Origin of the sequence: Fibrobacter sp. UWOV1 (genome assembly GCF_900142495.1) — a bacterium.
In the GTDB taxonomy this organism is placed as follows: domain Bacteria; phylum Fibrobacterota; class Fibrobacteria; order Fibrobacterales; family Fibrobacteraceae; genus Fibrobacter.
In genome coordinates, this window is record NZ_FRBA01000023.1 from 1 (window position 1) to 12,713 (window position 12,713).

16 protein-coding genes and 3 pseudogenes are annotated in these 12,713 nt (G+C 49.2%); 9 read left to right on the plus strand and 10 right to left on the minus strand.

Features of this window, described 5'->3' with window-relative positions; translation table 11 throughout:
- The 9 genes and pseudogenes from BUC02_RS16465 to BUC02_RS15375 form a co-directional block, all read right to left on the minus strand.
- A pseudogene (locus tag BUC02_RS16465) lies at positions 1 to 221 on the minus strand (IS21 family transposase); the annotation flags it as partial.
- Between the two features lie 379 nt (positions 222 to 600).
- Entirely contained in the window at positions 601 to 1,215 is a 615-nt protein-coding gene (locus BUC02_RS15345) for a master DNA invertase Mpi family serine-type recombinase (RefSeq protein WP_073324042.1), read from the minus strand.
- Between the two features lie 38 nt (positions 1,216 to 1,253).
- Positions 1,254 to 1,484, minus strand: a complete 231-nt coding sequence (locus tag BUC02_RS15350; RefSeq protein WP_073324044.1) for a hypothetical protein — start codon at positions 1,482 to 1,484, stop codon at positions 1,254 to 1,256.
- Between the two features lie 177 nt (positions 1,485 to 1,661).
- On the minus strand, positions 1,662 to 2,882 hold the full coding sequence (tet(40), locus tag BUC02_RS15355) for a tetracycline efflux MFS transporter Tet(40) (RefSeq protein WP_073324046.1): 1,221 nt from the start codon (positions 2,880 to 2,882) through the stop codon (positions 1,662 to 1,664).
- Positions 2,883 to 3,166: 284 nt separating this feature from the next.
- Positions 3,167 to 3,622, minus strand: a complete 456-nt coding sequence (locus tag BUC02_RS15360; RefSeq protein WP_001071126.1) for an XRE family transcriptional regulator — start codon at positions 3,620 to 3,622, stop codon at positions 3,167 to 3,169.
- A gap of 81 nt (positions 3,623 to 3,703) precedes the next feature.
- Positions 3,704 to 5,623: a tetracycline resistance ribosomal protection protein Tet(W) gene (gene tet(W), locus BUC02_RS15365; protein ID WP_073324048.1), complete on the minus strand. Its 1,920-nt coding sequence runs from the start codon at positions 5,621 to 5,623 to the stop codon at positions 3,704 to 3,706.
- Positions 5,624 to 5,975: 352 nt separating this feature from the next.
- A pseudogene (locus tag BUC02_RS16595) lies at positions 5,976 to 6,266 on the minus strand (transposase); the annotation flags it as partial.
- A 15-nt stretch (positions 6,267 to 6,281) separates the two neighbouring features.
- Positions 6,282 to 6,872, minus strand: a pseudogene (locus BUC02_RS16805) (tetratricopeptide repeat protein); the annotation flags it as partial.
- A 624-nt stretch (positions 6,873 to 7,496) separates the two neighbouring features.
- Complete coding sequence (locus tag BUC02_RS15375) at positions 7,497 to 7,820, minus strand: helix-turn-helix transcriptional regulator (protein ID WP_073324052.1); 324 nt, start codon at positions 7,818 to 7,820, stop codon at positions 7,497 to 7,499.
- A gap of 123 nt (positions 7,821 to 7,943) precedes the next feature.
- Between BUC02_RS15375 and BUC02_RS15380 the strand changes: the two genes are divergently transcribed.
- The 9 genes from BUC02_RS15380 (at position 7,944) to BUC02_RS16010 (ending at position 12,392) form a co-directional block, all read left to right on the plus strand.
- A complete protein-coding gene (locus tag BUC02_RS15380) occupies positions 7,944 to 8,126 on the plus strand; it encodes a hypothetical protein (protein ID WP_073324054.1) in 183 nt (60 codons plus the stop codon).
- A 37-nt stretch (positions 8,127 to 8,163) separates the two neighbouring features.
- The gene (locus tag BUC02_RS15385) at positions 8,164 to 8,574 is read left to right on the plus strand and encodes a hypothetical protein (RefSeq protein WP_073324055.1); all 411 of its coding nucleotides are present in this window, start codon (positions 8,164 to 8,166) and stop codon (positions 8,572 to 8,574) included.
- 22 nt (positions 8,575 to 8,596) lie between these two features.
- On the plus strand, positions 8,597 to 9,448 hold the full coding sequence (gene bet / locus BUC02_RS15390; protein ID WP_073324057.1) for a phage recombination protein Bet: 852 nt from the start codon (positions 8,597 to 8,599) through the stop codon (positions 9,446 to 9,448).
- Positions 9,449 to 9,459: 11 nt separating this feature from the next.
- Entirely contained in the window at positions 9,460 to 10,443 is a 984-nt protein-coding gene (locus tag BUC02_RS15395) for a coiled-coil domain-containing protein (protein WP_139261248.1), read from the plus strand.
- Positions 10,444 to 10,564: 121 nt separating this feature from the next.
- A complete protein-coding gene (locus BUC02_RS15400; protein WP_073324061.1) occupies positions 10,565 to 10,831 on the plus strand; it encodes a hypothetical protein in 267 nt (88 codons plus the stop codon).
- Between the two features lie 48 nt (positions 10,832 to 10,879).
- Positions 10,880 to 11,197 (plus strand): hypothetical protein, encoded by a 318-nt coding sequence (locus BUC02_RS15405; protein WP_073324063.1) that lies wholly within the window; start codon positions 10,880 to 10,882, stop codon positions 11,195 to 11,197.
- The gene (locus BUC02_RS15410) at positions 11,181 to 11,447 is read left to right on the plus strand and encodes a hypothetical protein (protein ID WP_073324065.1); all 267 of its coding nucleotides are present in this window, start codon (positions 11,181 to 11,183) and stop codon (positions 11,445 to 11,447) included. The genes BUC02_RS15405 and BUC02_RS15410 overlap by 17 nt, the downstream gene beginning before the upstream one ends.
- A gap of 63 nt (positions 11,448 to 11,510) precedes the next feature.
- On the plus strand, positions 11,511 to 11,843 hold the full coding sequence (locus BUC02_RS15415) for a hypothetical protein (protein WP_073324067.1): 333 nt from the start codon (positions 11,511 to 11,513) through the stop codon (positions 11,841 to 11,843).
- Between the two features lie 21 nt (positions 11,844 to 11,864).
- Positions 11,865 to 12,392: a hypothetical protein gene (locus BUC02_RS16010; RefSeq protein WP_139261251.1), complete on the plus strand. Its 528-nt coding sequence runs from the start codon at positions 11,865 to 11,867 to the stop codon at positions 12,390 to 12,392.
- A gap of 29 nt (positions 12,393 to 12,421) precedes the next feature.
- Here the strand turns inward: BUC02_RS16010 and BUC02_RS16655 are convergent, their stop codons facing one another.
- A complete protein-coding gene (locus tag BUC02_RS16655; protein WP_083564638.1) occupies positions 12,422 to 12,619 on the minus strand; it encodes a tyrosine-type recombinase/integrase in 198 nt (65 codons plus the stop codon).
- Between the last annotated feature and the right edge of the window lie 94 nt (positions 12,620 to 12,713).

Here is a 12,713-nt window from a genome sequence, read left to right on the forward strand (position 1 = left end):
TCTATCGAGTGGCTCGGCTGTGCCGGTTTCCTGTCGGGGAAGAGCGCCTTCTCGATTGTCGCGTCCTCCATGCTCTCGGCATGCGTCCAGTCGATTTTGGCTGCCGTTGCTGCCTCCACGACACGTTTCACCGTGTTGCGGGATACGCCCGCCGTCCTTGCGATGTTCCTCTCGCTGAAGCCGATGTGCTTCAGCCGGAGGATTTCGCGGTATTTGGTCATGTGACCTCCATTGGAAAACCCGTCGCGACATTGCGACGGGCTATCCCATTATAGAGTTTTTCTTGACCGTTTGTGGGGTGGCTCTGTTCGACCGGAACGGTGGCTCCGCATTTTCCGGAAGGGTGGCTCTCTAGCACCGGACTCGTGGCTCAAAGTACGCCGGAATAATCAAATTTGGAATATTGTCAGCAAGAGAGGATAAAGACATTGAACCAACATCATTAACAGAAGGTTTCTTTATCTTCACCTTTAATAACCTTGCATTTGGATTCAAAACATTGTTCCAACAAAAACCCTCCTTAAAATTGAACTGGGGATTTCTCACAACAGGCATTCCAGCGCCTTTTTTTCCAGAATTAGTCTTCAAAAAACGGACGTTTTATTTGATACGAAAATTGTTTGAATCATCCCTGTATTTGTAAAGGGTTCCTTTAGCAATTTTCAAAATTTTTGCAATTTTAGGAATGCTATAACCTTCTTCGTATAGAGAAACGATGTAATCATGATTTTTTATGCATGTTTTATTGAAAGAAGAGTTTTTTCGTCCTTTTCTCCTTCCCAAAATCATTCCTTCGGATTTTCTTAAAGCTAGAGCTTCTTTTGTTCGTTGACTTATAAGATTTCGTTCAATTTCAGCACTTAATCCGAAAGCGAATGCTAAAACCTTACTTTGAATATCTTCCCCTAATCTATAGTGGTCCTTTACCGTCCAAACTTTACATTCTTTATTCATGCAAATGTTCAGAATATCCATAATCATAAATAAATTTCTTCCGAGACGACTTAGTTCTGCACAGATGATTAAATCATCTTTTTCAACCCTATTTAGCAAGTCGCCAAGCTTCCTTTTGTCGATTTTCTTTGTGCCACTTATGGTTTCTTCTATCCAACCATCTACCTTTAAATTGTTTTTTCGACAAAAGTTATTTATCTCAAATCTTTGGTTTTCGACAGTCTGTTTATCGGTGCTTACTCGAATATAGCCATAAATCATTTTCTTTCCTCATAAATAATGTTTATGGCAAAATTGTTTTATTCGGTTTGTTTAAGACGGTATTTTTTTAGGACTTTGTCTATTTCCTCCACAATGGGCTGGGCGTTCTCGCGCTTGGCCCTGTCTTTCTCCTTCTTTTCTTCGTCAAGATGAATTAAAAGCTCGACGACCAGTCTATGGATATGGTTAAGCATACGCTGGTCATTGCGCTCGATTGCTTTGGGCATTTGCCTGATGGCTTCTTTTAGATTGGACATTTTGTAGAACATAATAGCTCCCCTGGTTAAATGCTCATGTACGGTAAAGTATCACAAGAAAATTATGTCGAATTGACAGCCGCCTCCGCTATACCGAATAAGGAAATAAAGAGTCCTCAAATTTTGCGCTACTAAATGAAGACGAGCGGAAGTAATCTCCCGCTCGTCAGTAAACTTAACTATGCCATATCAATCCCGCTTCTTTCCCGCCACCGGCACTAAGAACAGCGCGGGCAACAGCAGGAAAGCGGTACAGACCAGCCCCCAGGGTATGGACACCTGCTGGGCTACCAGCCCCACAATAGGCCCGCCGATGATCTGCCCGAAAGAGTCCAGCTGTCCGCTGGTGGAAAAGACTGTGGCGCGCATTTTCTCATCCACATGGTCGTTCATCCAGGCGGCCAGCACAGGCTCCTTGATGGTGCGCATAAGCCCCGCCAGCAGGAACACCAACAACATGAACCAAAAGCTCCGCCCCACCGCGAAGAGAACCAGGCACAGGATATACCCGGCGCTGGTGGACATGACCACACTGGTTCGGCTGACAGTCCCTTTTTTCTCCATGCGGGCGATGAGCAACTGAGAAGCCAGAATACCTAAGCCGCTGCCGATAAGACTGATAACACCGAACCAAGTGACGCTGTTCAGCGGCCCGATAACGGGTATTACCGTGTCATCCAGAAAATGAGCGGTGGAGAGCCGGTCAAAGCCTTCACTGGCAAGTCCCCCGCATAGTGTGATTGCTAAGAGCGCCAGCAACACAGGTGCGCCTTTCACAAAGCCCAGGTTGAGCTTGAACAGGCAGACAAAGTCTTTAAGCAAGCCCTGCCGTTCCTCAATAGCAGGGGAGAAGTTGGTTTCTGGCATGATGCGAACCAACACCAGCCCCAACAACAAGCACAAACTGCCCCCCAAGATGGCAGGCATTTGCAGGTTTATGTTTCCCAGCAGTGTGCCCAGCACCACGCCCAGAACGCCGCCGATTTGCCCCATTTGACTGCCCCGCAGGAACACCTTGTCTATGGGTTTGTCCTCTTCCTCCGAGGCAATCCACGCCTCCAGAGCGCCGGTGATGAAGGTATCACCGCAACCCCAGACAACCTGGGCCAGCAGAACCGGCGCGAACCACGGTAGCGCACCCTCCATCAGAAAGCCCAGGCCGTAGAGGAACATTCCAATCAGCACCGAGCGCCGACGGCTATACAAATCCGCCACCACACCGGTGGGTATCTCGAACAGAAAGCAGGAGGTCTCCAGAACCGTCCCTACCAGGACAAGCTGGAAAGCATCCAGCTGCACCACCTCCAGGTGGTACACGATGGAAAGCACTGTGGACATAGAAACCGCCAGGGAACAGACAAATCGGAACAGCAGGTAGACAGAATATGCCTTTGAATTTTTAGCAAACATGAAGTTACATTCTCCTTTACGAATTAGTGGGTTGTTTTGTGAAACAAGCCCGACTGCCGCGCAGGAAGGGCAAACTTCTCAGCCCTTTCTAACAGTGATTTTAGAAAAGGCCTCCTAAAGTGCCCAAAGCGCCGTTAAAAGACTTGTTTCTGTTTTTGCAGTTTGCGTATAACGACCCGCAATTTTTGGAGTGTCGTCAACCTAAGCCGCCGCTATTGGAAAGCCAAAAGCAGCGGCTTTTTTTACTCGGTATTACCGAAAAGTATAGAAAGCAGGATATGTCATCATTTGTCATTTCTTCTCAATGTAATAACTGCATGGCATATCAAGCCAAATACAAGAGAAAAACAGCCACCGCCAAATAGTGATGCTCCCCACCCTGCACCTGACATTGTCATAAAACCGCCAACAAAGAAAATACCAATGCCAAGAAATATACCAACACCATAAAAAAGTCCAATTGCCATATCGTACTTATTAAATTGTCGTTTCTCCTTTTTTTCATATGTTTCCATCTTTGTTATTACCTCCTTCGCAAAATCGTCCATGTTGACTCCAAAAAGAAAGCAAATTTTTTTCAACATATTTAAATCGGGTTCATTAACATCTCTCTCCCAATTCGATAGTGCCTGCCGGGTAACATTCAATTCCCCGGCTAGTTCTTCCTGTGTCATTCCCAATTGTGTTCGCAGATGACGTATTTGCTTTCCTGTTGTAATATTCGTCTGTTCCTGGTTCAAAATAGTTTCTCCTCTCTGATACTGATTTTATCAATGATATTTCGCAATAGCCAGCAATGAACGCTTGCATTGCGCAAGACGTTACATTATCTTCTGAAACATATGGCGCACCTTGTCCAGGCGGCTGTTTGGACGGCGGGGCTGGATGACCGGCTGACCGACAGCGGCCTGATATCCTTTCAGCTCTGTAAGGCATACGCTCCGCCCGTTGGTGTAAAAGGCCAGATCAGTACGGTATGCCTGTATACAGCGGGCGGGAATCTCGCCAGTAAAGACAACTTCATCCTTTTTTACCTGGGCCGTTTCGATGGTGGCACAGTATTTCGGTGCATCATGATAAGCCCTGGAAAGGTATTCCCGGGGCGCATAGAGGGTGAAGGAGAGATAAGGTTCCAGCAGCTGCGTCCCCGATTCCTTCAATGCCTGTTCCAATACAATCGGGGCCAATGAGCGGAAGTCCGCCGGCGTGCTGACCGGACTGTAATAAAGCCCGTATTCAAAGCAAATCTTACAGTCCGTTACGTTCCAGCCGAACAAGCCCTGCTCCAGCCCGTAACGGATACCATCCCTGACAGCGTTTTGAAAACTCTGGTTCAAGTATCCCAGCGAAACCCGGCTCTCGTATTGTACACCGGAGCCAAGCGGGAGTGGTGTAACAGACAGTCCGATGGATGCCCAAAACGGGTTGGGCGGCACCTCGATATGGATGGTGTGGCTGGCTGCTTTGAGCGGCCGCTCCATATAAATGACGGAGGGTTCCTTTACCACTGTTTCAAGCTTGTATTTTTCCGACAGCAAAGCGGAAACAACCTCCAACTGCACCCGGCCCAAAAAAGAAAGAATGATCTCATGGGTGATGGAATCCACTTCGCAACGCAAAAGCGGGTCAGTATCCGCAAGTTGCGTAAGAGCGTCCAGCAGCCGTTCTCTTTGCGCTGCCGTTTTCGGCGCAATCGTCGTCCGCAGCATGGGGAGGGGGTCCTCGCGCCACCTTTTACGAGGGAGCCGGGTTTGGTCCCCTAATACATCGTTTAACCTCACGCTGTCGCTGGGAAGGATAACAATTTCACCCGGATAAGCGGTGTCTGTCCGAACAATTTCCCCTTTGGATGGAATACGCATCTCTGTGATTTTCAGCTTTTCTCTCCCGGCCAGGGCCACCGTATCCCGCAGGCGCAGCGTTCCGCTGTATAACCGTAGATAGACACGCCGCTGGCCGCAATCGGTGTACTCAACCTTGAAAACGCTGCCGCATAGGGCGGCGCCCCCCTGTTCCCCAATCGGTTGGAACAGCCCTGTCACCGCATCCATCAACGGTTGAATGCCAAGGCCATTTTTGGCGCTGCCATGATAGACTGGGAACAGGGAGGCGTCTTGAACCCGCTGCTGTTCCTCCCGCGCAAGTTTTTCCCGGCTGATTGGTTCTCCTGCGATATACTTTTCCAATAATTTATCGTTATTTTCGATGACCGCATTCCATGCTTCTATGTCGGTATTTTCCTCCAGGACTATTTCCGGGGACAGCGACACCGTCTGCTTGATGATAATATCGGCGGAGAGCTTATCCCGAACAGACTGAACCACGCTCTGCAAATCAACGCCAGCCTGGTCGATCTTGTTGATAAAGATAACGGTGGGAATGTTCATTTTCCGCAGGGCATGGAACAGAATACGGGTCTGGGCCTGCACGCCATCTTTAGCGGAGATCACCAAGATGGCCCCATCTAAAACAGCCAAAGAGCGGTATACTTCCGCCAAAAAATCCATATGGCCTGGCGTATCTATAATGTTGACTTTTACATCCTCCCACTGAAAAGATGTCACTGCTGTCTGGATAGTGATTCCCCTTTGACGCTCCAAATTCATTGTATCTGTCCTTGTTGTGCCTTCATCTACGCTCCCTAGTTCTGCAATTGCACCACTGGTATACAATAAACTTTCCGTTAATGTTGTCTTTCCTGCGTCAACGTGAGCCAGAATGCCTAAGTTAATTATTTTCATGTGATTTTCCTCTTATCAACACCCAAAAAAGGGCATAAAAATACCCAGTGATAAATACTCCTATCACTGGGTAAATAACTCCAATAGCCACAAAACACTTATATGTTTTCGGGCATATAAAATTACATGATAAAAGTATTCTTAAACTGGGTACAAAAAACTAAGCCCCATATTAAAAGTGAAACGGGACTGCTACTTTTTGTTCCCACTATCAAATTGACAGTTTATTTAAGAATACCTTGCCGCATATTTATTAACTCCTTGTATAATACTAAATCTAATTATATTCCTTAGATTTGGCAAGTCTTTTTCTGTAAATTCATGCACAAAAAGCAGATTTTTCCATTTCCTTCTCGGTTAAGTAAGCTTTTTCTTCCATCCATTCCTCGTGTTGTTCCATCAGTAGCGAGCCGATGAGCCTCTCGCACGATTCTGGATTCGGGAAGACGCCTACGACTTTTGTCCTCTTCTTGATTTCCTTGTTCAGGCGTTCTACGCAGTTCGACGTCCTGATTCTTCGCCACCATCCCTCGTTGAAGTCGAAGTAGGTCATGGATTCCTCCGCGTTGCTTTCCAGCCAATCCGCGAAGGACTGGTGCTTCTTGGTCTCGGACCAGTATTGCACAGCACCGCGTAGCGCCATGCCATAATAGGGGTTCAAGTTTTCGGGGTCGATGGAGAGCGACTTCTCGAAAAGCTCCTTTCCCTTCGCGTACTTGCCCTGCTTGCAGTAGATGCCGCCCAGGTTGTTCAGCGCGAGCGCGTTGTCCGGGTGGTATTGCAAAATCTTGCTGAAATATCCGTCCGCAGCCTCGGTGTTTCCCTTGGCGCTCAATATGTTGCCCATCAGGAGCAAAGCCCACAAATTCTTGTCGTCAAGCAGCAGCGCGTCAAGACAGCTGTCTTGCGCCTTTTCCAGGTCGCCGCCTTCCATCGTCACCTGCGCGAGCAGACGGTGGTATTCGCTGTTGTATGGCCAGAGTCCGATGGCCTCGCGAAGCGCGAACCTTGCGCTGTTGAACTTGTGAGCGTTTGAATGTTCCACCGCCTTGTCGAACTGCTTCTGCGCCTTTTGCGCCTTGCGTTCGTCGATGGAAACCTTTATTTCATGGTCTGAAATGCGTTCAAGCTGGGGACGGGAGGAATCCTCGGCTTTGAAGAAGCCGAGGATGGAGTACTCCATCGCGTCCAGCGAATCCGCCTTGAAGGGCGGCTGGTGCATGTCGAAGATTCGTTCGAAATTCTGCATCTGTTCTCTCTTTTCGCCGTAAAAGATACAAAAATGGAGGCGCCTCACTTGACAGCTTCTGCAATTCGCAAGCAATCGCAGCCGTTCCCGCCGTTTCGCTTTTGTTCGCTGTGCAAAACGCTGCAAGCGTTCCGCAGCATTAAGCCGCTAAACTGTCCGCCAAAGGCGCCAAATGGGCGTACGCGAAGCTGCACGCCTGCGGGGGGGGGGGGCTAAAGTTGCGAAATTTCACTTTTTTCAAAAGTGTCACGAATTGACAGAATAAATTTTTATTTTTTCCGCTGCTCAAGTCGGGACGGAAAAAATCCCCTTCGATATCTATATCGCCCTCAAGCTCATTTTCTTTTTTTCGTCGCGCAGTCGCGTGAGTTGAGTATGAGGTTTTTATATATCAATATCTCCACAATAACGGAGTGAGTCCTACTCATACTCCTACTGTTGATTATTCTCCTATTACTACTACTGATATAATAGGCTTGCAAGTTTTTGTCGCGACTTGAACCCGTTTGTTATGCCTGGGTTCAAGCGTTTGCAAATCGTTGCGACTTGCAAAAGTTCCCACAAAAAAAGGCCCGAACAGGGCCAAAGGACTGCTTATGCCTAAGCTAAAGGAACACGGGGAAATTACCCTTGTTGGTCTTCAGAACTTTCATCTTTTAGACGCAGACTGCGAAGCCCGTTGCGTACGATTAGAGCGCATTCCTCGGGAGTCAGCACAACCTCGCCCCGAAACTCCGCAGCGTGACGAGTCTTTATCGCCTCCCAAAGTTCAGGAGTGAAAAGCTCGTCGATTCCCATGCCGATTTCCAGTAGCTTCTGGCAAATGTCGTAGCTGGGAGTCGCCTTGCCTTTCTTCCAAGCGGTGACGCTTGAGGCGTTGAGTCCCAGTTCGTCGGCCAGGGTGCTGGCCGTCTTGTTTGTTCTGTCAAGGTATTTTTCAACGTTCATGCCATAAATTTAATCAAAAATTGCACAGTATTCAATAATTTTTAAAAAATTTTTAAAAAATCCCTTGATTTTTTGCTTAGAATTGAATAGATTTTGAATGTAAGGCAAAAGAAATTGAAAAGTATGCAAAAGAAAATAAACGGTACGCAAAAAATTTGGCAGGTCGGCATAACGGCACGGGCGAAGCAGGCCCTGGAGCAGCTGGCCAGCGAGAACAAGCGAAAGGGTTTCCCGGCGAGCCAGGGACTCATTGCCTCAACCTTGATACTTAGGGCTTTTGAACATGGCGAATCCATATTGGGCTAAGGTTTCGTTCAGTGACTTTATCAAGCACTTCCGAAAAATGACGGATGAACAGATTATCGCCGACGTGAGGGATTCGATGGATGCACTTGAGGATGTTGACGGGACTGGCGACAGTTTCGGGGCGTTCATGGTGAAATGTTCCAGCGAGAGAATCCAGCAGCGGAGCGAGGTCAACAGGGCGAACGCCCTGGCTGGACACGAAAAACACGGACATGAGATTAGGAAAGTACAGCCGCCGCGATTGCCGACGACCGAGGAGCTTTACGACTTCTGCGCGGAAAAGCACCTCGACGACGCGCTGGGACGCGAATGGCTGGAGATTACGCTTTCCAGGGGAGGGAAAACCCGTGAGGGCATGACGATTATGAACTGGAAAGGGGCGGTCACGAACTACGTGGCGGCAAGGCTAAAAACCCTGTCGAAGGGACAACAAATGAACAACTACTAACAACAAAGGGAAACCAACAACTATGAATAACGCAATAGCTACACAATCCAATCCGCAGCAGGTCAACGACGCCCTGCTGCTTGACTACCTCACCGCGACGACGCCGGGTCTCAATGACCACCAGGTCAAGCAGTTCCTCGCGGTTTCCATGGCGTTCGGGCTGAACCCGTGGAAGAAAGAAGTTTATGCCGTCACGTACAACAATCGCGACGGCGGAAAGACGATGAGCATCGTCACGGGGTACGAAGTGTACCTCAAGCGTGCCGAGATGAACCCCAACTACGACGGCTACGAGACAGAATGGCGCGGCGAGTTCGTCAGGGGCAAGTCCACCAAGAGTGGCAAGAACGGCAACTACAGCGTGGATGCGCTTGTTCCCAAGGACGGGGACGTGAGCTGCATCTGCCGCGTTTTCCGCAAGGACAGGAAGGTTCCCGTCAAGTGCGAGGTGTTTTTCAGCGAGTACGACCAGGGCAATTCCATGTGGCAGAGCAAGCCCAGGGTCATGCTTGAGAAGGTCGCGATTGCGCGTGCGTTCCGCCTCGCTTTCCCCGTGGAGTTCGGCGGGATGCCCTATGAGAGCGCGGAGCTTTCGCCGGAACAGGGACTTGACCCTGAAAAGGAAATCAAGATTGAGGAAGCGGTGGAAAGGGCGGAAGCCCCGAAGCCGGAACAGCAGCCGCAGGAACATACGGGCGACCGCAAGGCGAAATTCATCGAGGTGTGCAACAAGATGATTCCCGCCGCGATTAAGGACACGCTCAAGGCGTACAACTGTCGCAGCCTGGAAGAACTGGGCCTTGACCAGATTGACGGATTCTACCGCGAGGCGAAGCGCGTGGAAGCCGGAATGATGCAGGAGGTGGAGTTCTAATGGAGGCGACGATGGAAACCGAAGAAGTGATGGAAGAAAAGAACCCCAACGCGCTCGTCCTTATCGACGAGGGAAAACAGTTCGCGGTCAAGACGGACTGCATGGACCCGGAGGCGCTTTTCCTTGACAAGAAGAACTTTGTCCCGATGCTCAACCAGGTCAAGAAGATTGCGCGTGGGCTGGTTGCCGACGTTCACACCGAGGAGGGGTTCAAGGCCCGCAAGGCGATGAACGCCAAGCTCGCGAAGCTCAAGACCGCCATCGAGGACAGGGGCGCACAGGTCGCCAAGGAACTCAAGGCGAAGCCCAAGCGCGTCGATGAAACGCGTAGGCTTGTGAAGGAAACGCTCGAAATGCTCCAGAAGGAGGTCTTGGCGCCCATCAGGGAAATCGAGGCGAGACAGCAGGAAATCGTCGAGATTTCCAACATTCCCGCGACGGCCATCGGCTGCAATTCCGAAGGGTGCAAGCAGGTGCTTGAGGCCATCGAAGCCCATGTTCACGACGCCAAGTACTGGGACGAAAGCTACCAGGAAGCGATGGACGCCATCAACGACGCGAGGCGCCAGGTCAACGGCATCCTCGCCAGCGCGGAGAAGCAGGAAGCGGAGAAAGCTGAACTGGAACGCTTGAGGGCGAGTCAGGCGGACTTTGAAAAGGCGGCGCGTGAGAAGGCGGAAGCCGAGAAGCGCGAAACGGAAGAAAAACTGCGCAAGGCGCAAGAAGAAGCGGAAACTGCAAAACGCGAGGCGGAAGCGGCCAAGCGCGAAGCTGCGGAAGCACAGAAATTGACCAATGTCGATTTCGGGGAAGCTGATGCCAAGGCGACACGCGAGGCGATGCTTTTCCCGGACGACGAACGCCAATACCGACGCATGGCGAATCGGGAAGCACTCGAAGACCTGATGAACTACGGACTTGACGAAGCCGCCGCGAAGCAGCTCGTTACGGACATAGTGCACGGGAAAGTGCGCCATGTGCGGTTTGTTTACTAAGAAAACTCGCAGCTTTTTCTAACCCAAGCTGCGGCGCTGCTGGTGCGCGAATCGCCAGCGTTCTTTCTTTGACTAACAGCAGTTAAGAAAATCAACAACCAATAAACATAAAGGAAAAAAAATGACATACGAAGCAAGAGGAAGGTTCGAGGAAACCTTCGCAAATGTACCGGGCGTAACCGTTTCGGAACTCAAGATTACCTGCGACGACCATGCACACGTTCTGCGCTGGATGGCAGCTGTCGTAAAGGAATGTACGGGCGTCGCACTTGAGGAACGGATAAAGTTCAGCGTCTATGAAAAGATTGACGACGAACGCGTGAACTCGAAGGAGTATTTCGTTTACGAGGGAGGCGAGAACGTCTCCTGGAACAAGGTGAAGATTTAGCCGACCGCTGCATGGTGCAGGCGGTGGCCTAGATGGATTGAATCGAAGATGGACAGACTGGAAAAGGAACTTGAACAGATAATCGTGATGGAAGATGCAGGGCTTAGCCTACGCTCGCTCTGTCGCATTTATAAGGAAACCGTGCTGGACGACGAGTCCATGAAGGACATTCCGCTTGAGGCGAAGCAGTTCGCCGTTGCGGAGAGCCTTACCAAGGGCTACTGCGGGATAGCACGGAAGTTCGGGTTTAATGATGAAAAGTTCATGTCTGGACTCATGTCAAACTTTATGCTGCCACTTGTGGCCGCGCTGCATTATATCGTCACCAGGAATGGTGAAAGGAGTACCGATGAAGATAATCGCTGATGAAGAATTTCTCGACCGTACCGAGGCTGGGAATTTTATCGGGATGGCGACATCCACTTTCGACAAGCTGTTGGCAAAAAGCCGTCACGGCAAGTTGGTCTATCCGCTGGAAGTTTACCAGCCGGGTGGACGCGGCACTCCGATGTGGTTTAGCAAGTCCAGGTTGAAGGAATGGCTCAACAATGTCATTTCCAGCGGCGGCATCGCCGTATGTGCGAGAAAGACGCACTTCACGATGGACGAATTTTAGGAAGATACCTCCTTGACGCACGAAGGCCCTGGCTCATGCCGGGGCCTTTTCTATTTTTGAGTCATGGTCGAGATTGAACACGCATTGAGAAACTACCTGGTGAATCCGAACGACTTGGATTTGGGTTTCGCGATGGCTGCTTTGGCTCGAAAGACAAGAGCGCATTATCGCGAACTGGGAGGCAACCTAAAGAAGGAAGCTGTCACGCTCGGAAAGACTTTCGCGATTGATTTGAAAATCGGTAAATGGCCCGATGTTCTTGATGGAAAATTTGAAGATAACTTTAAAACCAAGACTGTTTCGTTCTTGAAAAAGATAAACGGCGATGTGCATAAGGCTGCGGAGCTGATGCTGAAACAGTGCTTCGACACCGTTGAAAAGAATGTCAAACGGTGATTTTTTGTAATTTATAAAGAAATGAAAACAAACATTCTTTTTCCCATCCTCTTTGCAATATCTTTAGAACTTCTTGTCGGATGCAGTGATTCCGCATCCAGTTCGTCGGAAGAAAAGAATCCTACGCTATATACTTCGGTGGTTCGTGGAAAGTGTGCGGACGCATCCTCATCCAGTTCGTCGGATATTGAGAAGAAGATTTCGCCGCTAATTGTTGGTCATAATGAACATTCAGCTGTTTATTTAGGCGATTGTTTAGGTTGCTTTGACTTGACTCTTTACGCTTTAGATTATTGTGACGTTTCCGCTGATGTAGCTTTAGATTTTGTAGATGATACTCTGTTTATCTCTTATGTAAATGTGCAAGAGGCTTCCAAGTGCACCTGTTATTCCTCCCATGATTTCAAGGTTCCATCAGTGAATTATAGGTATGTCAAATTTAATGAACAAGTTTTTTATGTTGTTGCATCGAATATAAGGGGTGTCTGCTTAAATACAGGGGAATATAAAGAAGGTTATTGCGTCGAGAACGGACCGACGCATTTATAGCAAAATAAGCTCGCTTTCGCGAGCCTTTTTTATTTCTTGTTGAGAGCCTTTTCCAGGTCGTCTTGCAGCAGGTGACTGTAGGTGTCCAAAGTCTGGCGCACGTCTTCATGGCGCATCAACTGCTGAACGATTTTCGGGCCAACGCCTGAACGGATTAGGTTGGATGCGAACGAGTGGCGCCACTTGTGGTTCGTTGCGTCGTCGCTCTTATATCCCGCAGCTTCCAGGTAGTGTCAAGGGTTTTTCGCAAAAATAGTTTGTTCCAACATCAGATTTAGGCTACATTTCCTTTCTTTCCGCTCTTTTCCAGTTCCCGTTTCA